Source organism: Nonomuraea sp. NPDC050202, assembly GCF_040656115.1.
Lineage (GTDB): Bacteria > Actinomycetota > Actinomycetes > Streptosporangiales > Streptosporangiaceae > Nonomuraea.
In genome coordinates, this window is sequence record NZ_JBFALF010000047.1 from 37,754 (window position 1) to 60,046 (window position 22,293).

Annotated in this window: 24 protein-coding genes; 15 read left to right on the forward strand and 9 right to left on the reverse strand. The window is 70.8% G+C overall.

Features of this window, described 5'->3' with window-relative positions; all coding sequences use genetic code 11:
• Positions 1-33: 33 nt before the first annotated feature.
• From AB0I79_RS55550 to purM, 4 genes are all read left to right on the forward strand, one after another.
• Positions 34-450, forward strand: a complete 417-nt coding sequence (locus AB0I79_RS55550; RefSeq protein WP_357892786.1) for a MarR family transcriptional regulator — start codon at positions 34-36, stop codon at positions 448-450.
• A 72-nt stretch (positions 451-522) separates the two neighbouring features.
• Positions 523-1,275 (forward strand): SDR family oxidoreductase, encoded by a 753-nt coding sequence (locus AB0I79_RS55555; RefSeq protein WP_357892788.1) that lies wholly within the window; start codon positions 523-525, stop codon positions 1,273-1,275.
• A 51-nt stretch (positions 1,276-1,326) separates the two neighbouring features.
• Positions 1,327-2,763 (forward strand): amidophosphoribosyltransferase, encoded by a 1,437-nt coding sequence (gene purF, locus AB0I79_RS55560; protein WP_357892790.1) that lies wholly within the window; start codon positions 1,327-1,329, stop codon positions 2,761-2,763.
• Between the two features lie 67 nt (positions 2,764-2,830).
• On the forward strand, positions 2,831-3,856 hold the full coding sequence (purM, locus tag AB0I79_RS55565; RefSeq protein ID WP_357892792.1) for a phosphoribosylformylglycinamidine cyclo-ligase: 1,026 nt from the start codon (positions 2,831-2,833) through the stop codon (positions 3,854-3,856).
• A 276-nt stretch (positions 3,857-4,132) separates the two neighbouring features.
• On the opposite strand, the gene AB0I79_RS55570 is transcribed toward purM, so the two are convergent.
• Together AB0I79_RS55570 and AB0I79_RS55575 are read right to left on the reverse strand one after the other, a co-directional pair.
• Complete coding sequence (locus AB0I79_RS55570) at positions 4,133-4,363, reverse strand: DUF3073 domain-containing protein (protein WP_357892794.1); 231 nt, start codon at positions 4,361-4,363, stop codon at positions 4,133-4,135.
• Positions 4,364-4,514: 151 nt separating this feature from the next.
• Positions 4,515-5,594 carry a Glu/Leu/Phe/Val dehydrogenase dimerization domain-containing protein gene (locus AB0I79_RS55575; RefSeq protein WP_357892796.1) on the reverse strand — a complete coding sequence of 360 codons (1,080 nt, stop codon included), beginning with the start codon at positions 5,592-5,594 and terminating at the stop codon, positions 4,515-4,517.
• Positions 5,595-5,701: 107 nt separating this feature from the next.
• On the opposite strand from AB0I79_RS55575, the gene AB0I79_RS55580 reads away from it, so the two are divergent.
• Both AB0I79_RS55580 and bldC read left to right on the forward strand, forming a co-directional pair.
• Positions 5,702-6,565, forward strand: coding sequence for a hypothetical protein (locus AB0I79_RS55580; protein ID WP_253755787.1), 864 nt, complete (start codon positions 5,702-5,704; stop codon positions 6,563-6,565).
• Between the two features lie 322 nt (positions 6,566-6,887).
• The gene (gene bldC, locus AB0I79_RS55585) at positions 6,888-7,091 is read left to right on the forward strand and encodes a developmental transcriptional regulator BldC (RefSeq protein WP_013133571.1); all 204 of its coding nucleotides are present in this window, start codon (positions 6,888-6,890) and stop codon (positions 7,089-7,091) included.
• 142 nt (positions 7,092-7,233) lie between these two features.
• Here bldC and AB0I79_RS55590 read toward each other — a convergent pair whose 3' ends face one another.
• A complete protein-coding gene (locus AB0I79_RS55590) occupies positions 7,234-7,884 on the reverse strand; it encodes a TetR/AcrR family transcriptional regulator (RefSeq protein ID WP_357892799.1) in 651 nt (216 codons plus the stop codon).
• A 245-nt stretch (positions 7,885-8,129) separates the two neighbouring features.
• Here AB0I79_RS55590 and AB0I79_RS55595 point away from each other — a divergent pair, with 245 nt between their 5' ends.
• The 4 genes from AB0I79_RS55595 (at position 8,130) to AB0I79_RS55610 (ending at position 11,974) form a co-directional block, all read left to right on the forward strand.
• Positions 8,130-9,101, forward strand: a complete 972-nt coding sequence (locus tag AB0I79_RS55595) for a LacI family DNA-binding transcriptional regulator (RefSeq protein ID WP_357892865.1) — start codon at positions 8,130-8,132, stop codon at positions 9,099-9,101.
• Positions 9,102-9,221: 120 nt separating this feature from the next.
• The gene (locus AB0I79_RS55600) at positions 9,222-9,470 is read left to right on the forward strand and encodes a hypothetical protein (RefSeq protein WP_253755782.1); all 249 of its coding nucleotides are present in this window, start codon (positions 9,222-9,224) and stop codon (positions 9,468-9,470) included.
• Between the two features lie 84 nt (positions 9,471-9,554).
• Entirely contained in the window at positions 9,555-10,385 is an 831-nt protein-coding gene (locus AB0I79_RS55605; protein WP_357892801.1) for an N-acetylmuramoyl-L-alanine amidase, read from the forward strand.
• Entirely contained in the window at positions 10,382-11,974 is a 1,593-nt protein-coding gene (locus AB0I79_RS55610) for a beta-N-acetylhexosaminidase (RefSeq protein ID WP_357892803.1), read from the forward strand. The genes AB0I79_RS55605 and AB0I79_RS55610 overlap by 4 nt, the downstream gene beginning before the upstream one ends.
• An 8-nt stretch (positions 11,975-11,982) precedes the next feature.
• On the opposite strand, the gene AB0I79_RS55615 is transcribed toward AB0I79_RS55610, so the two are convergent.
• Genes AB0I79_RS55615 through AB0I79_RS55625 form a run of 3 tightly spaced genes read right to left on the reverse strand, consistent with a single transcriptional unit; the run spans position 11,983 to position 14,266 of the window.
• Positions 11,983-12,537 carry a GNAT family N-acetyltransferase gene (locus tag AB0I79_RS55615; protein ID WP_357892805.1) on the reverse strand — a complete coding sequence of 185 codons (555 nt, stop codon included), beginning with the start codon at positions 12,535-12,537 and terminating at the stop codon, positions 11,983-11,985.
• A 19-nt stretch (positions 12,538-12,556) separates the two neighbouring features.
• Complete coding sequence (locus tag AB0I79_RS55620; protein ID WP_357892807.1) at positions 12,557-13,609, reverse strand: quinone-dependent dihydroorotate dehydrogenase; 1,053 nt, start codon at positions 13,607-13,609, stop codon at positions 12,557-12,559.
• Positions 13,610-13,615: 6 nt separating this feature from the next.
• Positions 13,616-14,266, reverse strand: a complete 651-nt coding sequence (locus tag AB0I79_RS55625) for a response regulator transcription factor (protein WP_357892809.1) — start codon at positions 14,264-14,266, stop codon at positions 13,616-13,618.
• A gap of 19 nt (positions 14,267-14,285) precedes the next feature.
• On the opposite strand from AB0I79_RS55625, the gene AB0I79_RS55630 reads away from it, so the two are divergent.
• Together AB0I79_RS55630 and lpdA are read left to right on the forward strand one after the other, a co-directional pair.
• Entirely contained in the window at positions 14,286-14,660 is a 375-nt protein-coding gene (locus tag AB0I79_RS55630; protein WP_357892811.1) for a tautomerase family protein, read from the forward strand.
• Positions 14,661-14,699: 39 nt separating this feature from the next.
• The gene (gene lpdA / locus AB0I79_RS55635) at positions 14,700-16,079 is read left to right on the forward strand and encodes a dihydrolipoyl dehydrogenase (protein ID WP_357892813.1); all 1,380 of its coding nucleotides are present in this window, start codon (positions 14,700-14,702) and stop codon (positions 16,077-16,079) included.
• A gap of 55 nt (positions 16,080-16,134) precedes the next feature.
• Here the strand turns inward: lpdA and AB0I79_RS55640 are convergent, their stop codons facing one another.
• Complete coding sequence (locus AB0I79_RS55640) at positions 16,135-16,947, reverse strand: hypothetical protein (protein ID WP_357892815.1); 813 nt, start codon at positions 16,945-16,947, stop codon at positions 16,135-16,137.
• Between the two features lie 234 nt (positions 16,948-17,181).
• Between AB0I79_RS55640 and AB0I79_RS55645 the strand changes: the two genes are divergently transcribed.
• Together AB0I79_RS55645 and AB0I79_RS55650 are read left to right on the forward strand one after the other, a co-directional pair.
• The gene (locus tag AB0I79_RS55645; RefSeq protein WP_357892817.1) at positions 17,182-17,670 is read left to right on the forward strand and encodes a hypothetical protein; all 489 of its coding nucleotides are present in this window, start codon (positions 17,182-17,184) and stop codon (positions 17,668-17,670) included.
• Between the two features lie 150 nt (positions 17,671-17,820).
• Positions 17,821-18,618, forward strand: a complete 798-nt coding sequence (locus tag AB0I79_RS55650) for a hypothetical protein (protein WP_357892819.1) — start codon at positions 17,821-17,823, stop codon at positions 18,616-18,618.
• On the opposite strand, the gene AB0I79_RS55655 is transcribed toward AB0I79_RS55650, so the two are convergent.
• Together AB0I79_RS55655 and AB0I79_RS55660 are read right to left on the reverse strand one after the other, a co-directional pair.
• Complete coding sequence (locus AB0I79_RS55655; RefSeq protein WP_357892821.1) at positions 18,615-19,472, reverse strand: fructosamine kinase family protein; 858 nt, start codon at positions 19,470-19,472, stop codon at positions 18,615-18,617. The two genes, AB0I79_RS55650 and AB0I79_RS55655, sit on opposite strands and share 4 nt — an antisense overlap.
• Before the next feature lie 2 nt (positions 19,473-19,474).
• The gene (locus tag AB0I79_RS55660; protein ID WP_357892823.1) at positions 19,475-20,050 is read right to left on the reverse strand and encodes a class I SAM-dependent methyltransferase; all 576 of its coding nucleotides are present in this window, start codon (positions 20,048-20,050) and stop codon (positions 19,475-19,477) included.
• Positions 20,051-20,232: 182 nt separating this feature from the next.
• On the opposite strand from AB0I79_RS55660, the gene AB0I79_RS55665 reads away from it, so the two are divergent.
• Positions 20,233-22,272 carry a cellulose binding domain-containing protein gene (locus AB0I79_RS55665; protein WP_357892825.1) on the forward strand — a complete coding sequence of 680 codons (2,040 nt, stop codon included), beginning with the start codon at positions 20,233-20,235 and terminating at the stop codon, positions 22,270-22,272.
• Positions 22,273-22,293: the final 21 nt, after the last annotated feature.

Below are 22,293 nucleotides of genomic sequence, written 5' to 3' on the forward strand. Positions count from 1 at the left end.
GCCAAAGCAGCAGGCGGGAGGCAAGATGAGTGCATGCTGGACGAGACCCTGACGTACGCGCTCATCAAGCTCATGAAGGCCCACCGCAACCAGCTCGCCGCCGCGCTGGTCCCGCTCGGCCTGCACGTGGGCCAGGAGCTGCTGCTCAACCAGCTGTGGCGGGAGGACGGCCTGACGCAGGGCGAGCTGATCGCCAGGCTGGGCGTCGAGCCGCCGACCGTCACCAAGACCCTCCAGCGCCTGGAGCGCGCGGGCATCGTCTACCGCGCCCCCGACCCCGATCGCCCCCGGATCGGCCGCGTGTACCTCACCGACACGGGGAAGGCCCTGCGCGAGCCGGTGGAGGGCATCTGGAAGCAGTTGGACGAGGACCTCCAGCGCGGCTTCACGGCCGAGGAGCGCGAGCTGCTCGCCAGGTTCCTGCGCGCCACGCCCGACTTTCACTGCTAGCGAAACGCCCTTGTACGTCGGGGCGGCGTGCACTTAGCTGGCTAATTAGTCGGCTAATTCAAGGAGCTACCCATGCACGTACTCATCACCGGCGGCTCGTCCGGCATCGGCGCCGCCACCGCGCTCGCGTACGCCAGAACGGGCGCGGACGTCACGATCACCTACAACCAGGGCGAGGAGCGGGCAGCCGAGGTCGTCAAGCGCATCAAGGAGGCCGGCGTCCGGGGCGCGGCCGTCCACCTCGACCTGGAGGACCACGCCACCATCGCGCCCGCCGTCGCGCGGGCGGGCGCGATCGACACCGTGGACGCGCTCGTCGCGAACGCCGTCCGCTGGGGGAACATCCAGCCGGGCAGCATGGCGTTCGAGGACGTGCCCGCCGCCGAGTGGTCCGCCGCCATGCACGCCAACGTGGTCGGCAACGCCCTGCTCGTCCAGGAGGTGCTGCCCGGGATGCGGCGCAGGCGGTGGGGCCGGATCGTGCTCGTCTCGTCCGGCATCGGCGAGGAGGGCGTGCCGGGCCCCGGCCCGTACGGCACCGCGAAGATGGCCCTGCACGGCATGGCCAGGGCCCTGGCCTGGGAGGCGGGCAGGGACGGCATCCTGGTGAACGTGGCCGTCGCGGGCCTCACGGTCACCGGCGTGCGCCCGTTCCCGCAGGACGTCCTCGACCGGCTCGCGGCCCGCACGCCCAGCCGCAGGCTCTCCACCGCCGAGGACATGGCGGCGCTGATCGTCTTCCTCGGCTCGGCGGCCAACCACAACCTCACGGGAGAGATCATCCGAGACGGTTCGAATGCGGGCAGGTCAGCCCACGCCATCTGATCTCGCACCCGGGTGTGCGAGCACGGAAGCGGCCAACCTAAACTGAGGCATGTGCTGAAGGGCGACGGCCGGCTCGGCCATGACCTGGACCCCAACGACCGCGCACCTAAAGACGCCTGCGGTGTCTTCGGCGTCTGGGCTCCGGGCGAGGAAGTTTCCAAACTCACCTACTACGGGCTGTACGCGTTGCAGCACCGCGGCCAGGAGTCCGCGGGCATCGCGGTCAGCGAAGGCAGCCGCATTCTCGTCTACAAGGACATGGGGCTGGTCGCCCAGGTCTTCGACGAGTCGGTGCTCAGCACCCTGCGCGGCCACCTGGCCATCGGCCACTGCCGCTACTCCACGACCGGGTCCAGCGTGTGGGAGAACGCGCAGCCCACGCTGAGCTCCACCGAGGTGGGCGGCCTGGCGCTGGCCCACAACGGCAACCTCATCAACACCCCGGAGCTGGCCCAGCGGCTGGCGCCCGGCTCCATCCGCGCGACCACCGACACCGAGGTCCTGACCACGCTGCTCGCGCAGGACCGCAGCCGCTCGGTCGAGGACGCGGCCGCCGAGCTGCTGCCGCAGGTCAAGGGCGCCTACACGCTGGTCTTCATGGACGAGAAGACGCTGTATGCGGCCCGCGACCCGCAGGGCATCCGCCCGCTGGTCCTAGGCCGGCTGGAGCGCGGCTGGGTGGTGGCCTCGGAGACGGCGGCGCTCGACATCGTGGGCGCCACGTTCGTCCGCGAGGTCGAGCCGGGCGAGCTGCTCACCATCGACGAGCAGGGCGTCAGGTCCCGCCGCTTCGCGCTGCCGGAGCCGAAGGGCTGCCTGTTCGAGTACGTCTACCTCGCCCGCCCCGACACCACCATCGCCGGGCGCGGCGTCCAGGTCACCCGGGTCGAGGTCGGCCGCGTGCTGGCCCGCGAGCACCCGGTGGAGGCCGACCTGGTCATCCCCACGCCGGAGTCGGGCACGCCCGCCGCCGTGGGTTACGCCCAGGAGAGCGGGATCCCGTACGGCCAGGGCCTGGTGAAGAACTCCTACGTGGGCCGCACGTTCATCCAGCCCTCGCAGACCATCCGCCAGCTCGGCATCCGGCTCAAGCTCAACCCGCTGCGCGAGGTCGTGGAGGGCAAGCGCCTGGTGGTCGTGGACGACTCGATCGTGCGCGGCAACACCCAGCGGGCCATCGTCAAGATGTTGCGCGAGGCGGGGGCGCGCGAGGTGCACGTCCGCATCTCGTCCCCGCCCGTGAAGTGGCCGTGCTTCTACGGCATCGACTTCGCCACCAGGGCGGAGCTGATCGCGGGCTCGCTGTCGGTCGAGGAGATCCGCGCCTCGCTCGGCGCCGACACGCTCGGTTACATCTCCCTGGAGGGCCTGACCGAGGCCACCACCATCCCGGCCGACCGGCTCTGCCGGGCGTGCTTCACGGGCGAGTACCCGATCCCGATCGACCAGGACAACGTGGGCAAGTTCGTGTTGGAGAGCAAGGCGTGACAGAGCGCGGCGAACGAACCATCAGACGCAGCAGTACGGTGCTCGCACTGCCGACGAAGGAGGCCGTGTGAGTACGTATGAGGCCGCCGGTGTGGACATCGAGGCGGGCGAGCGTGCCGTCGAGCTGATGAAGGACAAGGTGGCGCGCTCGCGCCGGCCCGAGGTCGTCGACGACGCCAGCGGCTTCGCCGGCCTGTTCGACGCCTCGGCCCTGCTGAAGTACCGGCGCCCGCTGCTGGCGACCTCCACCGACGGCGTGGGCACCAAGGTCATGATCGCCCAGCAGTACGGCAAGCACGACACGATCGGCATCGACCTGGTCGGCATGGTCCTCGACGACCTGGTGGTCTGCGGGGCCGAGCCGCTGTTCATGACCGACTACGTCGCCTGCGGGAAGGTGGTGCCGGAGCGCATCGCCGAGATCGTCGGCGGCGTGGCCGAGGGTTGCCGCCTGGCCGGGGCCGCGCTGGTGGGCGGCGAGACGGCCGAGCACCCCGGCGCGATGGGCCCCGACGAGTACGACCTGGCCGGGGCGGGCACCGGCGTGGTGGAGGCGTCCGCCATGCTCGGGCCCGAGCGGGTGGTGGCCGGTGACGTGGTGCTGGGGATCGCCTCCTCGGGGGTGCACTCCAACGGCTACTCGCTGGTCCGCCACGTGCTGCGGGAAAACTCCCTGTCGCTCGACACCGTGCTGCCCGAGCTGGGCCGGCCGCTGGGCGAGGAGCTGCTGGAGCCCACCCGCATCTACTCGCTGCACTGCCTGGAGCTGGCCAGGACGGTCCAGGTGCACGCCTACGCGCACATCACCGGCGGGGGGATCGAGAGCAACCTCTCGCGTTCGCTGCCGGCGCAGCTCGACGCGCTGCTGGACCGCTCGTCGTGGACGCCGCCGGCGATCTTCGGCGTGCTCGCGTCCTACGGGAAGATCGAGCAGAGCGCCATGGACCGCACGTTCAACCTCGGCGTCGGCATGGCGGCCGTGCTGCCCGCGGACGCGGCGGACGCGGCCATCCGGCTGCTGGCCGGTCGCGGCCTGGACGCCTGGGTGATGGGCGAGGTCGTGCCGGGCAGCGGGCAGGCCCGCTACCGCTGACGCGACGGCGGACGCCGGGCCGGGCGCACGAGCGCCGGCCCGGCGCACGCGGGCAACCCGCGGACGCCCGAGCCCGCGCACGCGGAAGGCTCAGGAACCGCCTGACCCGGCACACGCGGAACAGGACGCATCACAGAGGCGATCGTGGTGCGTCCTGTTGCTGCTTTTCCGACACACGTGACGAAGCCCCACGGTTGCCCGTGGGGCCCGACGAACGTGAGCGAGGATCCCGGCACCTGCGCCGCCGGGCCTCGGCCACATCACTCAGGAGAACGGCTACCGACGGCCGGACGTACGGCCATCGTCGTCGTCTCCGGCGCCATAGTCATCGGCGTAATCGGCATAGCGATCCGCCAGCTCATCGTTGAGGTCGTCGGCGTCGTCATTGCGGCTGGGGTCTCCGACCCCGAGTTCGTCGCGAAGACGGTCAAGATCCGTGCCACCGCTGTTGTACTTCAGCTGGCGAGCAACCTTGACCTGCTTGGCCTTTGCTCGGCCGCGCCCCATTGGCTCGACCCCCTCGTGTGGGGTCGTCCCCGACCCCTCGTCGCTAACGCACCACACACTGACGCCGCCTGACTACGGGCGTCAGCCTATCGTTCGCCTATTACCGTACCTGTTTTGTGCCCAGCTCGGTACGCCGTATGGGCGCGGGGCGTCAGTGGCCTAGCCAAATGGCCCGAATACGCCCGACTTCCGACATTCTGCGCTCGGCCAGCCTATCCGCTGCGACCGCGGGTGGAACGCCCTCATCGGCCGCGATTCCGAAGATCTTCAGAGTCGTGTCGTAGATCTGGGCAGCCTTCGACCTGGCCCGTTCCATGTCGAAGCCCTCGATCTCGTCGGCGACCTGGATCACCCCGCCGGAATTGACCACGTAGTCGGGCGCGTACAGGATGCCGCGCTCGGCGAGTTGCTTCTCCACGCCGGGGTGGGCGAGCTGGTTGTTGGCCGCGCCGCAGACGATTTTCGCGCGCAGCGTAGCCACCGTGTCGTCGTCGAGCGCACCGCCCAGCGCGCACGGGGCGAAGACGTCGATGTCGGCGGTCATCAGCGTGCGCGCGTCGGCCACCACGTCCACCTCCGGGTGACGCACCCGCACCCGCTCGACCGCCTTGGGGTCGACGTCGCAGACCACGACCTCGGCGCCGTCCTCGCGCAGGAGCTCGACCAGGCGGTGGCCCACCTTGCCGACCCCCTCGACGCCCACCCGCCTGCCGTGCAGGGACGGCGTGCCGTAGACCCGCTCGGCCGAGGCCCGCATGCCCTGGAACACGCCGAACGCCGTGAGGATCGAGGAGTCGCCCGCCCCGCCGTGGGCCCGCGTGCGGCCGGTCACGAAGCGGGACTCGCGGGCCACGATGTCCATGTCCTCGCTGTAGGTGCCCACGTCGCAGGCGGTGATGTAGCGGCCGCCGAGCGACTGGACGAACCTGCCGTACGCGCGAAGCAGCGCCTCGCTCTTGTCGCGGGCCGGGTCGCCGATGATCACGGCCTTGCCCCCGCCCAGGTCGAGGCCGGCCAGCGCGTTCTTGTACGCCATGCCCTTGGCCAGGTTGAGCACGTCGGCCAGGGCCGCGGACTCGCTCTCGTAGGGATAGAACCTCGTGCCACCCAGGGCCGGGCCCAGCGCCGTGTTGTGGATGGCGATGATGGCACGCAGGCCGCTCTGCTCGTCGGCGCAGAAGACGACCTGCTCGTGAACGTCTTTGTGAGACGCTCCGAAGACGTCGGTCACGGTAGTGACTCCCTGTCCGGTCCGCCGCACCGTCGCGGCGGAGATCGCTTCACAGAGTAGTAAGCCTCGACGGTGCACGCAGGTTCGCTTCGTGACACGATGCCTCCGTGCTGCCCTATGCCGCCTACCTCCGTGTCTATGAGCCACTGACCGCGTTCGCCGAGTCCGAGCGCAAGGTGTGGGCCGACTATGCCGACTCACGTGACCGCCCGCGACGCGCGAACGCGCTCAATGCGGAGCACGGCGAGTCCGTCATGCGCCTGCTCGGCATGCCCCCTCAACCCGTTCCCGCCCAGGAGAGCCCCAACGCCTATCTCCGGCGCGTTGAGGACCGGCTCTATGTCTGTCCCTGGCAAACCCGTTTGCGCTCGTGGCTGGCGTTCTCACGGCTTCGTGGCACCACTCCCGTGAAACTGATGGATCATCTCGTGCCCAAGGCGATCGCCGAGCAGACGGCCGACGACTTCGACCGCTACAAGCGGCAGGCCGGCTCCGACGCGTTGCGCACGCACATCCGCACCACGGCGTGGCACGTGCCGCCATCGTGGTTCGTGCCGTTTGATGGGAACGAGCGCTGGCTGGTGCTCGGCTCCGCCAACCCGGGACAGGACGTGACCACCACTACGGGGCGTAACCTGATCTACGTCACCTCCATGGCCCAGGCCAGGAGGCGCACGGCACGGGCGCTCAGCGTGCTGCGCAGGCACCTGGGCGACGTCGCGGCCAACTTCGACGTGGAGGACGTCGCGCGGTGGCTGGAGGAGTTCCACCCCCACTCGCTGGTGGAGCTCGACTACGGCGGGCTCGTCCACCTCATGGACGACGACGCGCTGCAGGCGGACCAGTCCGTCGCGGAGCTTTCCGCAGCTCTGACGGGCCTGGACACGGGTCAAGAAGAACTTGCCTACGCCATGTACCAGAGGGTCATCCTGCGGTGGAAGTCAATGCAACTGCTGGAATCTGCCAACTGAGCCCCAATACGGCCGTCTGACCTGCATGAGTAGGTCACGTCTCGCGGCTGCTCTCTTCTGCGAACTGAGTAGTTTGCCGTTTTCACTGCGATACCACGAACCGTGTCGCTAGAATCACCGAGCGTGACATGGCCACGGGGGCGGGCAGTTGGGTCAAAGAAGGGCTCGCCAATCGCTCTGCGTGGCGGTATGGTCACATCGGGTGATGCCGCATATGGCTCAGAAAAGCCGCACGCTCTGCGCCATAGGGGGACATCCGTGACACGCGCAAAGGCAGTCACAGGATCGCTACGCCGGTCCACACGGAGGAGAGGCCGCACAAATGTCAGCTCGTACACCCGAGGCCGAGCCACTGCTCACGCCCGCTGAGGTCGCGACCATGTTCAGGGTCGACCCCAAGACCGTTACGCGGTGGGCCAAGGCGGGCAAGTTGACGTCGATTCGTACCCTCGGCGGTCATCGGCGTTACCGGGAGACCGAGGTTCGCGCGCTGCTCGCGGGGATTCCGCAGCAGCGCTCCGAGTAGCGGGAGGTCGGTAACGACCTCAGGGGGGTTTGAAGGGGGTGGACCAGGTCACCACTTGGCCCGGTCCACCGCTGTGACGATGGGAGGTTGGCGCCGCCCGCGCCGGCGCCACTCTTCCCGGCCGCCCTGCCCTCGCTTCTCCTTACGCCAGCCGCTCCAGCAGCCTGGCGACGTCGCCGTCATGGACGGCGGCGACCCCGAGCAGCGCGACCATGTGCTCCACCAGCATTTTCTCCAGCATCGGCCGTTCGAGGTCGCGATGCTCCAGCCAGTCGAGGCCGGCCGTCTCGACGGAGGCGATCCACGACCGCAGCGTCGTGCGCAGCACCGGGCTCGGCTCCTCGACGCCCATCTGCTTCTGGATCAGGCGGAAGAGCCGCCTGCGCACCCCGTCGACGATCTCGCCGACCTCGCCGGTCCTGTTCGCGGGGCCGCCCCGCAGCAGCGCGGCGAAGCCCGCCGCGTGCTCCTCGACGAAGTCGAAGTACCGTTCCAGCCCGGAGGCCAGCTCGTCGAGCGGCCTGCCGCCCCCCTGGGGCCGCAGCCGGGACTCCAGCTGCTCCGCCGCGCTCCTCAGCGCGGCCACGTAGAGCTCCTGCTTGCCGCCGAAGTAGTGGTAGACCAGGGCCCGCGAAGCCCCCGCCGCCGACGCCACGTCGTCGATCGAGACGTCCTCCGCGTCGCGGGTGCTGAACAACTCCAGCGCCGCCGCCATGAGCTCTTCCCGACGCCGGTCCACGCTGAGCCTGCGCCGCGCCGGCCGTGCCGTCTCGGCTGACTTCCCGGGTGTCACATCTGTACGGTATCCGACGCCGTACCCAATAGCTGACGTGGAAGCTTTCGGTCAATATCCGGCTTTCGCCACTGAGGTTGAGCCAATCCGTAACGAAGGCCGTACCCTGCGGCTAACTCGATCGTTTGGTCAGACAGGTGCCCATATCCGCATCGCGGGGGAGACACATGTCAGGACCGCCCGTCAACACTTCAACCATCCCTGAGCTAAGAGAGGTAGACGCACTGCCTCGGCCCAGACCTACCATCCGTAACGTCGCCGAACGAGCCGGCGTGTCGAAATCGCTGGTCTCACTCGTGCTGCGCGGATCCCCGCACGTGAGCGAGCACCGGCGCCAGGCCGTGCTGCAGGCCGCCCGCGAGCTCGGCTACCGGCCGAACGCGGTGGCGCGGAGCCTGGTCGAAGGCCGCACCCACCTGGTGGGCGCGCTCGTCGCCGACCTGCACAACCCGTTCTACGCGGAGTTCCTCGACGGCCTGCAGGAGAGCCTGCACGGCGACGGGCTGCGCATGCTGATCGGGAACAGCCAGTGGGACCCGGCGTTCGAGGACGAGGCCGTGGAGGCCTTCCTCGAGCTGCGGGTCGACGGGCTGGTCCTGCTCGGCATCCCGCCGACCAGCGAGACGCTGATCGAGGCCACCGCGTACACGCCCACGGTCGTCGTGGGGGAACGTGACATCGAGCTCGACGGCGTCGACATCGTGGTCGACGACGATCAGCTCGGCGCCCGCCTGGCCATCGACCATCTGGTCGAGCTCGGCCACAAGAGAATCGCGCACATCGAGGGCCGGCGATCGTCGCGCTGCGAGGGCTACCTCGTGGCGATGCGCAGGCACTCGCTGGCGCCGTACATCATGGTCGAGGCCGCCGACTCGACCGAAGAGGGCGGCAGGCAGGCGGCGACGGCGCTGCTGACCCGCGACCCCAGGCCCACGGCGATCTTCGCCGCCAACGACGTGGTCGCGCTCGGCGTGCTCTCCGCCGCGAGCGAGCTGGGCCTGCGCGTGCCCCAGGACCTCTCGGTGGTCGGCTACGACAACACGCACCTGTCGGCCTCCCACCACATCTCGCTGACCTCGATCGACCAGGCCCGCCGCAGCATGGGCAGGTCGGCGGCGGCGCTGCTGAGCGACCGGATCGGGGATCCCGCCAAGGTCGCGCGCCTGCGCGAGGTCCGCCCCGAGCTGATCGTGCGACGGAGCACGGGACCTGCCTAAGGAAGCCCCAAGGCTGGGTCAAGCCGTGTGGCGGCGCGGCCACACGGCGGTTTACTCGTCAGGGTCATGCTAAGTGTGGCCGGATTCGGTCCGGCCACGGTCTGATCCGGGGGAACAGTCATGCGTGATCCGGAACTGGTGTCCTGTGCCCAGCGCGCGGCGGCGGAGCTCGAGCGCGCCTGGGGACAGTGGCGGGCGGGCAGGGGGCGGGGCGCCGACGGCGGCGCGGAGTCCGTCGCCAGCTACGTCGCCCACTCACTGGACCATCCGTGGGGCCGCCCCCGCGTCGTCCTCGGGCTCGACGCCGAGGACGCGCGGGAGCTGGCCGCCCTGCTCGAACGGCAGGAGGTCGGCGAGCGCGTCTGGTGACAGCGCTTCTGGTGACTTCGTAGGGACTCGCCACGCTTGGCATAAGGCGGGCTGCAGCTCCCGCTCTGCCGTAAGTTGGACGGCATGCGTGCTCTACCAGCCACCGTCCTCGCCGTTTGCGGCCTGATCGCCTCCGCGTGTGGCGGCACCGGATCCGGTGGCGCCGCGGCAGGTCAGGCCGCCCCCGCGACCACGGCGGCGCAGTCCCCTCCCTCCTCCGCTCCCGCGAAGCAGGCGCCGCCGGACGCCAAGCCGCTCGAAGGCAAGGTCATCGTCATCGACCCCGGCCACAACGGCGCCAACTACCGCCATCCCGCCGAGATCAACCGCAAGGTCAACGTGCTGACCAAGTGGAAGGAATGCGACACCACCGGCACCGCCACGAACAGCGGTTACAGCGAGGCGGCCTTCACCTGGGACGTCTCGCAGCGGATGACGAAGATCCTCGAACGCCGCGGCGCCACCGTGAAGCTGACCAGGACCAGCAACAACGGCGTCGGGCCCTGCATCACCGAGCGAGCCGCCATCGGCAACAAGGCCAGGGCGGACGCCGCGATCTCCGTGCACGCCGACGGCTCCGACAACACGCGTCACCGTGGCTTCCACGTCATCATGCCCGAGAAGATCAACGGGCCGGTGGACAAGGTCGTGGGCGCCTCCAGCAAGCTGGGGATCGCCGTGCGCGACGCGTACAGGAAGGGCACGGGCATCCCCTACTCCAACTACATCGGCAAGAACGCGCTCGACTACCGCAATGACATCGGGGGGCTCAACCTCTCCACGGTGCCGAAGGTCCTGTTCGAGAGCGGCAACATGCGCAATCCGGGCGAGGCGGCGAAGTTCGAGGATCCGAAGTTCCGGCAGAAGATCGCCCTGGCGCTCGCGAACGGGTTGCAGCACTATCTGGAAGCATGATTCCTCGTCCTCGGCTGCTTCGTGATCTTTCCGCCTCCTACACGCTGACCTCGGGCGCCACGGTGTCCGGCGACCTGGTGGACGCCGTACGCACGGCGCTGGCCCGGCTCGACCCGCTGCCTGGCGACTCCGGTGAGATCGACGTGCGGCGGGATCCGGAGCTGGGCGAGGAGGCCTACCGGCTGACGGTCGGCTCCCGGGGCGTGGAGATCGCGGCGGGCGGCCGGGCGGGCGCGTTCTACGCGGCGCAGTCGCTGCACCAGTTGCTGCCCGACGCCTCCTACCGGTTCTCCGGCGGCGGCTCGTGGCCCGTCCCGGGCGTGCGGATCGAGGACGCGCCGCATTTCACGTGGCGGGGGCTGCACCTCGACGTGGCGCGGCACTTCTTCCCCAAGCGGGAGGTCCTGCGCCTGATCGACCTGATGGCGGCGCACAAGCTGAACCGGCTGCACCTGCACCTGGTGGACGACCAGGGCTGGCGGGTGGAGAGCCGGGCCTACCCGCTGCTGCACGAGGTCGCCTCGCACCGGCCGCGCACGGCGACCAACTACTACCGGGAGCCGGAGACCTACGACGACCTGCCGCACGGCGGCTACTACACGCTCGACGACCTGGCCGAGATGGCCGCCTACGCCCGCTCGCGCTGCGTCACGATCGTGCCCGAGATCGACGTGCCCGGGCACGCGTCGGCGATCCTGGCGGCCTACCCGGAGTTCGGGGCCACCAGGGAGCGGCACGACGTGCTCGACCGCTGGGGCATCTCCCCCGCGATCCTGTCGCCGCTGCCGCCGACCGTGGAGTTCCTGACCACGATCTTCGACGAGCTGCTGGGGGCGCTGGGCGAGACCCCGTACGTGCACATCGGCGGCGACGAGGTCGTGCTCGACCACTGGACGCAGTCGGCGGAGATCGTCGCCTACCGCGAGTCGCTGGGGCTGGAGACCGCCAACGACCTGCAGGCGTGGTTCCTGCGGCGGCTGGCCGACGCGCTGGCCGAGCGCGGCGCGCGAGCCGTGGTGTGGGACGAGGCGTTCGTCAGCGGCGGGCTGCGGCAGGACACGATCGTCATGCCGTGGCGCGGCATGAACGTGGGCCGCCGGGCGGCCGCCGCCGGGCACGACGTGGTGGCGACGCCGGTGTTCCCGCTGTACTTCGACTACGCCGAGGCCTCCTCCCCCGACGAGCCGATGGCCATCGGCGACGCGATCACGGTGGCGGACGTGGCGGCGTTCGCGCCGGCGCCCACCGAGTGGTCGCAGCAGGAGCGGGAGCGCGTCCTGGGGGTGCAGGCACAGCTGTGGACCGAGCGGGTGCCCGATGCCCGCACGGTGGACTACCGGCTGTGGCCGCGCGCCTGCGCGCTGGCGGAGGTGGCCTGGTCGGGCGAGGCCTCAGCGGACTTCGACGGGCGCCTGGCCGAGCACCTGGGGCGGCTGGACGCGCTCGGGGTCGAGTACCGCCCGCTGGACGGGCCGCACCCGTGGCAGCGGCGCCGCCCGCACCGGCCCAGCGGCGTACGCGTCACCGAGGTGATGGCCCGCATCGACGCCATGACCCACCACGCGGAGTCGACGCGGCCGAGCATCTAGCCGGGCGTCTAGAAGGCCGGGCGGTCGTTGAGGATGAGCTGGAACAGCCGGTGGTCCTGCCACCGGCCGTCGATCTCCAGGTAGCGCGGGGCGGTGCCGACCAGCTCGAACCCGCACTTGCGCAGCACGCTCTGCGACGCCTCGTTGTGCAGCAGCGTGGCCGCCGCGACCCTGTGCAGGCCGATCTCCTGGTCGGCCATCCCGCACACCTCGCGCACGGCCTTCGTGGTCAGCCCGCGGCCCAGGTACTCGGAGTCGATCCAGTAGCCGAGGTGGGCGTTGAGGAACGGGCCGCGGACGATGTCGTTCAGCGTCATGCGGCCCACGACGCGATCGCCGTCGGCCAGCACCCACGCCACCGCCTGGCCCCTGGCCTGCTGCTCCAGCAGGGCCTTCAGGCGCGTGGCCTGGCCCTCCACGGTGAAGAACTCGTCCGGCCTGCGCGGCTCCCAGGGCGCCAGGTGGTCGCGGTTGCGGACGTAGGCGGACTTCAGGGCCTCGGCGTCCCGCTCGGTCGCGAGGCGGAGCACGACGTCGTCGGCGAGGGAAACTGGTTCGATCACCGTCCCTACGATAGGGGCTTCATGCGGTGCGGCCGATGGCCTCCGTGACCGACTTGAGGCCGTGGCGGCGTACGCGGCGCAGGAGCTGCCGGTGGATGTGCGCGGCCCACAGGGGGCCGCCGTAGATCCAGCCCGTGTAGCCCTGGACCAGGGTGGCGCCGGCCAGGATGCGCTCCCAGACGTCGTCCACGTCCTCCACGCCGCCCGCCGACACCAGGGTGATGCGGTCGCCGACCTTGGCGCGCAGGCGGCGCAGCACCTCCAGGGAGCGGGCCTTGAGCGGGCGGCCCGACAGGCCGCCGGTCTCGCCGCCGTGCTTGATCGTGGTGTTGGTCGCGATGATGCCGTCGAGCCCCAGCTCCAGGGCCAGCTCGGCGACCGCGTCGACGTCCTCGTCCGCCAGGTCGGGGGCGATCTTGACGAGCAGCGGCGTACGGCGCGGCGTGGCGTCGGCCACCTGCTTGACGGCGGTGAGCAGGGGCCGCAGGAGCGAGACGGCCTGGAGGTTGCGCAGCCCCGGCGTGTTGGGCGAGCTGACGTTGACCACGAGGTAGTCGGCCAGCGGGGCGAGCTGCCTGGCGCTGGCCACGTAGTCGGCCGTGGCCTCGGCCTCCGGGACGACCTTGGTCTTGCCGATGTTCACCCCGATCACGACCGGCACGCCGCGCGTGCGGCGCAGCCTCCGGGCGGCGGCCACGGCGCCGGCGTTGTTGAAGCCCATCCGGTTGATCACCGCGTGCTGCCGCACCAGCCGGAACAGGCGGGGGCGCGGGTTGCCGGGCTGGCCGTGGGCGGTGATGGTGCCGACCTCGACGTGGCCGAAGCCGAGCGCGGCGACGGCCTCGGCGCAGGCGGCGTCCTTGTCGAAGCCGGCGGCCAGCCCGAGCGGCCCGGGGAAGTGCACGCCGAAGGCGGTCACGCGCAGGGCCGGGTCGTGCGGCGCGAGCGCCCGGTGCAGCAGCCGCTTGACCAGCGGCAGCCGGGCGAGGAGCGCGAGGGCGCTCACAGTGAAACGGTGCACGGCCTCGGCGTCGAGACGCTGCAAGACCTGCGAGAACACGAGGCGATACATCACGGGTCAGGCTACCAAGCCGGCCTCGTGGGCGATGATCGCGGCCTGTACGCGGTTGCGCACGTCGAGCCGGGTGAGGATGGCGCTCACGTACGCCTTCACCGTGCCCTCCACGATGTGCAGCTCGCGGGCGATCTCGGCGTTGGACAGGCCCGCCCCCAGCAGGGCGAGCACCTCGCGCTCGCGGTCGGTGAGCGCCCCGATGCGGTCGCGGGCCAGCGCGCCCCTGGCCATCCTGCCGCCGGCGAGCTGCGCGATGACGCGCTGGGCGACCTTCGGAGACAGGTAGGCGGCCCCGCCGGCGACGGCGTGGATCCCGGCGATGAGCTCGCGCGGGTCGCCGGACTTGAGCAGGAAGCCGCTGGCCCCGACGTCGAGGGCCTTGGCGATGTAGTCGTCCTCGCCGAACGTGGTCAGCATCACCACGGCCGTGCCCGGCGCGGCCCTGCGCATCTCCGCCGCGGCGGCGAGCCCGTCGAGCCGTGGCATGCGGATGTCGAGGAGCGCGACGTCGGGGTGGTGGCTGATGGCCAGATCGACGGCCTGCCTGCCGTCGCCGGCCTCGGCCACGACCTCCAGCTCGGGATCGGACTGCAGGATCGCCCGGACCCCTGCCCTGATCATGGCCTCGTCGTCGGCCAGGAGTATGCGGATCACGCCCTCTATAGTGGCCTGCATGGCACAGGTGAAGGTCTACGGGCGCAGGGACGTGTGGGCGGGGCGGCAGCGGGAGGTCTCCGATCTCCTCCAGTCGTGCCTCGTGAGCGCGTGGGGATTGCCCGAGGAGAAGCGGTTCCACCGTTTCCTGCTGCTCGACGCGGACGACTTCATCTGCCCGCAGCGGAGTGAGCGGTATCTCATCATCGAGGTGGTGTGCTTCACGGGCCGTACCGACGACGCCAAGCGGGCACTGATCCGGGAGATCTACGAGAAGTCGGGATTCGACCCTGAAGACGTGGAGATCACGATCATCGAGATGCCCAGGACGAACTGGGGAATCCGCGGTGTTCCCGCAGATGAGCTCACTCTGTCGTACAAGGTGGAGGTCTGAGGTCAGGGGCAGAGTCAGGCGAGCGGTATGGTCCGACTCATGAGCACTCACTATGACGTCGTCGTTCTCGGCGCGGGTCCTGGAGGTTACACGGCCGCGGTCCGCGCCGCCCAGCTCGGACTGCGCACCGCGGTCGTCGAGGAGAAGTACTGGGGTGGCGTCTGCCTGAACGTGGGCTGCATCCCGTCCAAGGCGCTGCTGCGCAACGCGGAGCTGGCCCACATCTTCCACAACGAGGCCAAGACCTTCGGCATCAGCGGCGAGGTCACCTTCGACTACGGCGCGGCCTTCCAGCGCAGCCGCAAGGTGGCCGACGGGCGGGTCAAGGGCGTTCATTACCTGATGAAGAAGAACGCCATCACGGAGTACGACGGGCGCGGCACGTTCCTCGACGCCAACACGCTCCAGGTGAACGGCGAGACGATCACGTTCTCCCACTGCATCATCGCGGCCGGCGCGACCACCAGGCTGATCCCCGGCACGCAGCTGTCGGAGCGCGTGGTGACGTACGAGGAGCAGATCCTCACCGAGGAGCTGCCGGGCAGCATCATCATCGCGGGCGCCGGCGCGATCGGCGTGGAGTTCGCGTACGTGCTGCACAACTACGGCGTCAAGGTGACCATCGTCGAGTTCCTCGACCGGGTCGTGCCGCTGGAGGACGAGGAGGTGTCGGCCGAGCTGGCCAAGCGGTACAAGCGGCTCGGCATCGAGGTGCTGACCTCCACCCGCGTCGACTCCATCGAGGACACCGGCTCCGCCGTCAAGGTCACCGTCACGCGCGGCGACCAGACGCAGGTGCTGGAGGCCGACAAGGTGCTGCAGGCCATCGGGTTCCAGCCGCGCGTGGACGGCTACGGGCTGGAGAAGACCGGCGTGGCGCTGACCGAGCGGGGCGCGATCGCGGTCGACGGGCGCGGGCGCACGAACGTGCCGCACATCTACGCCATCGGCGACGTCACGGCCAAGCTCATGCTGGCGCACGCCGCCGAGTCCATGGGCATCATCGCCGCCGAGACGATCGCGGGCGCGGAGACCATGGAGCTCGACTTCGTGATGATCCCGCGGGCCACGTACTGCCAGCCGCAGGTCGCCAGCTTCGGCTACACCGAGGCGCAGGCCCGTGACCTGGGCTATGACGTGAAGGTGGCGAAGTTCCCGTTCACGGCCAACGGCAAGGCCCACGGCCTCGGCGACTCCGCCGGGTTCGTGAAGATCATCAGCGACAACACGCACGGCGAGCTGCTCGGCGCGCACCTGATCGGTCCCGAGGTGACCGAGCTGCTGCCCGAGCTGACGCTGGCCCAGCAGTGGGACCTGACGGTGCACGAGGTGGCCCGCAACGTGCACGCGCACCCGACGCTCGGGGAGGCCGTCAAGGAGGCCGTCCACGGGCTCGCGGGTCACATGATCAACATGTGAAGGGGTTTCGACGTTGATCGGTACGGCCCCGTGGGCGTAGGCCTGGTCGTACCGATCACAGGGTCCGGCCGGCGGCGACGGCCTCGCGCAGGATGCCGGTCAGGGCGTCCGCCTGGGCGTTCAGGGCGCGCATGCCCTCCGTGTCGCCCGTCTGCGCCAGCAGGTCCAGGTACGTGCCGTTGCTCTGCTGCAGCTCGCTCGCCCGTAACGCGGAGTCGGCCGAGCGGACGCGGGAGGCGTACGCCTCCAGCTCCCACACCCGCTCCGTGACCGCCGCGACCGAGCGGCGCAGCGCCTCCTGCTGGGGCCCGAGCACGGCGGTCAGCTCGGGGGTGATCACCTCGGTCAGCGCCAGGGCCTGCTCGGCGCGCAGGTCGGCGTGGATGCGGACCAGGCGGGCGATCTCCCACAGGCGCTCGGGCAGCACGACGTCGTTGGCGATGGCGTCGAGCAGGCCCCGGCGGTGCACGCGGGAGCCGGTCACGTCCAGGACCGCTCTCCTGGCCCTGGCCAGCAGGTCGAGGGCGGGTTCGTCCAGCTCGGCGGGGATGACGTACCGGCCGGCGTACTGGCGGGCCAGGCGCTCTGCCGGGTTCGGCAGGGAGACGCCGACGAACAGGACCCCGGCGAGGAAGGCCATCATGGCGATCAGGCCCGTGCTCCCGCGCCCGGCCTCGACCGCCGTCAGGCCGAGCGCGGCCCCCGACACGGCGGCGCAGAGGCCGCCGAAGCCGAACATGCGCCGCACCCAGCGCGGCGGCTCGGGATCGGTCCGCCCGAGCAGGAGCGCCAGCGCGACGGTCAGACGCCGCGCGTCCCGCCGGGGAACGGCCGGGTCGGTGATCGGCTGGTCGATCCAGTTCTCCACCGGCGGCACCCTCCTCGTGGCACGTCTGCCTCCGAGCACACCGCGCGCGGCCCCCGCACTCCACCAGGCCCGTGTGCGGATGTCGTGCAGATGTCATGCAGCCGTCCCCTCGCGATGCCGCTGCGCCTGACTTCTCACCAGATCTTCAGAATTCGCCCAGATTCCTCTGAGGATGCCTGGAGACGTTTGAGGCGACTTCGGAAGAGACCCTCGCATCGGACGGTGGTCCCGCACATGACCTCAACTCCCCCTCAGACGACCGCGCGGCATTCGCGCCGGCTCGCCGCCCCGGGCACCCCGCTGCTCAGGCTCGGCCTGCTGGCGCTGGTCGCGATCGGCATCGTGGGCGCCGCGCTGGAGCTCGCCTTCGAACGCCACTGGGGAAGCCCCGCGCAGCTCATCCCCTGGGTGGCCCTGGCCTTGCAGGTGGTCGCGCTGGTGCTGCTCCTCCTGCGCGACGCGGGGCCGGTGGTCACCGTCGTGCGCGTGCTCGCGGCGATCGTCCTGCTCGCCTCGGTGTACGGCGTCTTCATGCACGTGTCGGTCAACCACGGCATGGGGGCGATGGATCCGCAGTGGGACTCGTACTCGCCGCTCACCCAGTGGTGGAACGCCCTGACGAAGTCGGTCGGGATGGCGCCGCCGCTCGCCCCCGGCATGCTCGCCCAGAGCGCGCTGCTCCTGCTGCTGGCCAGCCTCACGCCGAAGAGGCGGCAGGCCTGACCCCTGCGCTTCCCGGTGCCGGTGTCCTCGCTCGGGGGCGCGCCGGCACCGGGCCTTTTCTGAACGTCCGCTGAACGATCCGGAACCTTTATCGCCTTCCTCGCGTCTCACCCAGGCAAAAGCACTGTGACAGGTGAGGCTGGTGAGGTTGTGGCATTACGTCGCACAGTCATCGCGGCGGCCGTGATGGTGGCCACCGCGTTCAGCACCGACGGGGCGGCGGCCACGGTCTCGCCGCCCCGCCCGGCGATCCAGAAACCCCAGACGGTGGCCACCGCGGAGCCGGCCCGGGCGGCGGCCGGACCGGCCGCCACGTCCACGGCCGCCGCCGAGCCGGTGTGCGTACGGCTCAAGGGCGCGGAGGCGTGCGTCGGCCCCGACGGGAGCGACCGCCCCGGCATCACGATCGAGGACACGGCCGACGACCACCGCCATCCCGCGGTCGAGTACTACCTGAACGGCTACCTCGGCACCAAGTACGTCATCCACAACCTGGGCCGCAAGGGCGAGGTGCGCGGCAGCCGCGAGATCGGCAAGGTCGTGACGTTCCGCGCCGCCGTGTACGTGGGCGGCCGGCGGGTCAAGTACGGCCGCTGGAAGACCGTCCAAAATATCGCGAAATATCCGGTCAAGCGGGACACCCGCACCACCCCCGCCGGCGCCCGCGCCAAGTCCAGGACATGCACCTCGACGAAGGCCGCCGCGACCATCTGCTTCGCCGAGCGCAGCACGTTCGTCTACGCCTGCGACACCGCCGCCGACGAGTACCAGGCCCGCGCCGAGTACTTCGTGGCCGGAGACCCGACCACCCGCTACGAGATCCACCAGCTCGCCGGCGTCGGCACCTGCGGCAAGGCCGAGCACGGCGACCTGTCCATCAGCATGTACCGGGCCTCGGTGTTCGACCACGGCCGGCGCAAGGCCACGAGGCTGTATCGGTACAACTAGAAGGGAGCGACGATCTCCCGCACCTCCTCGGCGCACTCCCTGGCGTTGTCGTCGTGGGCGATGCTGCTCAGCAGCTCCCGCAGGTGGTAGAAGCGCATGCGCTCCTGCCAGCCGGCCGGCAGGGACGCGGTGGCCGCGTACACCTCGAAGAAACGCCGGGCGGCCGGCGGGCGCGGCGAGCACCACAACATGCTGAGGTCCGCCTCCGCCCAGCTGTAGGAGACGGCCGGGTCGATCAGCGCCGGGCCGCCGGCGGGGCCGGAGAGGACGTTCTCGCGCCACAGGTCGCCGTGCGTGAGCACCGGTGGCGCGGGCGGCAGCAGGTCGGGCAGGGCCGCGCAGAGGCGTTCGAGCGCCAGGCGCTCCTCGCGGTCCAGCGCCGCCTCCACCAGCGGCTCCGGCAGCCAGCGCAGGATCCGGCGCTGGGCGAACCAGGCGTGCCCATCGCCGTCCCAGGTGTTGTCCTGGCGCAGGCGGCCCAGCCAGCCGTCCCGGTGCCAGCCGAACCGCTCGCCCGCCGTGGCGGCGTGCAGGCCGGCGAGCGCGAGCGCCAGCTCCTCCCAGAACCGCTCGTCGTCGTCGCGGCGCGGCGGCAGCGGCTCCAGCACGAGCAGGTCGGGCGTCACGGCCAGCACCTCGGGGGTCGTGACGCCGCCCAGCTCGCGCAGCGCGCGCAGCCCCGCCGCCTCGATCTCGAACAGGTCGGAGGCGGCGGTACGCAGCGTCTTGGCGAACACCTGGGACCCGTCGCGCAGCCGCGCCAGGCCCGCCGAGGCCACCACGCCGCCGGGCGCGACCCGTACGGACTCGGCCTCGAACCCCGCCGCGCGCAGCCGCGCCAGCAGCAGCTCCATCGTCACCTCCGCCGGTAGGCGAGCAGGTAGCGCCAGAAGAGCAGGCGGCGGATCGTGGCCCCGGGCAGCAGGGCGGCCGCCTCCCGCCGGATCTCCGCCAGCGACATCTCCGGACGCTTGACCGGGGCCGGGCTCGGCGTGCCGCGGCCGGCCATCGCGAGCCTGGCGACGGCGTTGACCGGGACGGCGGCCAGGCTCCAGGCGTAGTCGGTGCGGCTCACCTCGGGGTAGCAGCCGAGGATGGCCAGGACGCCGCCGGGGGCCAGCGCGTCCCGCAGCCTGGCGACGGTGCCGAACGGCACGTGGTGGATGCTCGCCAGGCAGGAGATGTAGTCGTAGCGGCCCTCGGGCAGGTCCATCCCGGTGATGTCGGCGTGGTGGTAGCGCACGCCGGGCGCGGGCGGCGCGGCCTCGATCGCCTCGGCGGCCGGGTCCACGGCGTCCACCTGGAGGCCCAGCCCAGCCAGCCGCCGCGCGAACCTGCCGGTGCCGCAGCCCACGTCCAGCGCCGACCTGGCGCCCTCCGGCACCAGGCGCAGGAGCCGGGGGTGGTAGTGGTCGTTGTGGTCGAACGTCATTCATGACCTCCCCCACGGACACTAGCGATCAAGAGTGCCGCGGGCGCGACGTCCTCCCGCCTCCCGGCGTGAAAGTTTCAGCGTCGATTGACGCCCGTGCGGCCACCGCCCATGATCATGGTGCTTCCTGGTCAGGAGGAGGCGTCGAGCTGAATACCCGCAATCCAGCACGAGGTGCGCCGATGCCGAAAGTCCCCCTGCGAGCCGCGTTGGCGGCCCTGCTGACGCTGACCGCCCTGAACGCTCCCGCCGCGTACGCGGACGAACCCGACGCCGTCGAGGTGACGGTGAACGCCCGCGCCGCACTCGCCACCGTCCCCGAGACGGGCCTCGGCACCAACCACGCGATCTGGGACACCAACCTGGGCACGAACGAGACCGCCGACCTGCTCAAGGACGCGGGCATGAAGCTGCTGCGCTACCCCGGCGGCTCCTACTCCGACATCTACCACTGGGCCGACCACACCGCCCCCGGCGGTTACGTGGCCCCGAACACCGACTTCGACACGTTCATGCGCGGCGTACGCCGTACCGGGGCGCAGCCGATGGTCACCGCCAACTACGGCACCGGCACCGCCGAGGAGGCCGCCGCCTGGGTGCGCCACGCCAACATCACCAAGGGGTACGGCGTCAAGTACTGGGAGATCGGCAACGAGAACTACGGCAACGGCCACTACGGCACGGCCTGGGAGGCGGACGACCACGCCGACAAGAGCCCGAACGAGTACGCCCGCCACGTCGTCGCCTACGCCGACGCGATGAAGGCCGTCGATCCCACCATCAAGATCGGTGCCGTGCTGACCACGCCCGCGAACTGGCCCGACGCCATCGTGGCCGAGGGCGACAGCGGCTCCTGGAACCAGGTCGTGCTCTCCGCCGCCGGATCGAAGATCGACTTCGTCATCCTGCACTGGTACCCCGGGGCCCTCGACAGGACCGGCCACATCCCCGACATGATCCAGCTCACCCGCGAGCAGATCGCCAGGTACGCCGGGCCGGGCTCGGAGCGGATCGGCATCGCGATGACCGAGTTCAACACCGGCTCCAGCAGCAACGGCACCAACACCCAGCCGGGCGCGCTGGCCGCCGCCGACGCGTACGCGACGCTGCTGGCCAACGGCGTGTTCACGGTGGACTGGTGGAACGTGCACAACGGCATCGGCGCCGTCACCCAGGTCGAGGGGCACACCGACTACGGCGACTTCGGCCTGCTGTCGAGCGGCGCGTGCACCTCCGACGGCAGCGTCTGCGAACCGGCGCTGAACACCCCCTTCGCGCCGTACTACGCGCTGCAGATGATGAGCAGGTTCGCCCGCCCCGGTGACCGCTTCATCCGCGCCGCGACGGACCAGCCGAAGGTCACCGCGCACGCGGCCCGCCGCCCGAACGGCGACCTGGCCGTCCTGATGATCAACACCTCGTCCGACACTGCGTACCCGGTCGAGCTCGGCTACTCCGGCTTCACCCCCGCCGCCGGCGCGCCCACCGTCCTGTCCCACACGAACGGCGCCACCGGCATCACCACGTCGTCGTCCGGCACCGCCACCACCCAGACGTTGCCGCCCCTCTCCCTGACCACCGTCGTGCTCAAGCCGTCCGCCGTGCAGCCGGGCCGCCCCGGCGCCCCCGGCCAGCCGGCCGTCACCGGCGTCACGGACCGGACCGCCACGATCACCTGGCCCGCCGCCGAGCCCGGCGCCCGCTCGATCGCCAAGTACGAGCTCCACCGCCAGAACGGCGCCATCACCGAGCAGCTCGGCGAGGCCACCGGCACCACGTTCACGGTCCGCAACCTCAAGCCCGGCACCCGCTACACCATCAACGTGATCGCCAGGGACTCCGGCGGTGCCGCCTCCGACCCCTCTCCCCCGCTCACCTTCACCACCGGCACCCCCGCCGCCAGCTCCTGCTCCGTCAAGCTGACCGTCCAGACGGACTGGGCCAGCGGCTACGTCGGCTCCATCGACATCACCAACCACGGGGCGCCGCTCAACGGCTGGACCCTGTCGTTCAGCTGGCCCCGGTCGTGGCAGAGCTTCGGGAGCGGGTGGAGCGCCGTCTGGACGCAGTCCGGCTCGGACGTCAAGGCCGTCAACGAGGCCGCCAACCCGTCGCTCGCCACGGGGGCCACGACCACTGTCGGGTTCGTGGGGAACTACAGCGGCCCCAACGTGCTGCCGTCGGTCTTCACCCTGAACGGCACGGTTTGCACCACTCGGTGACCTTGCACCTTCCGGAGCACG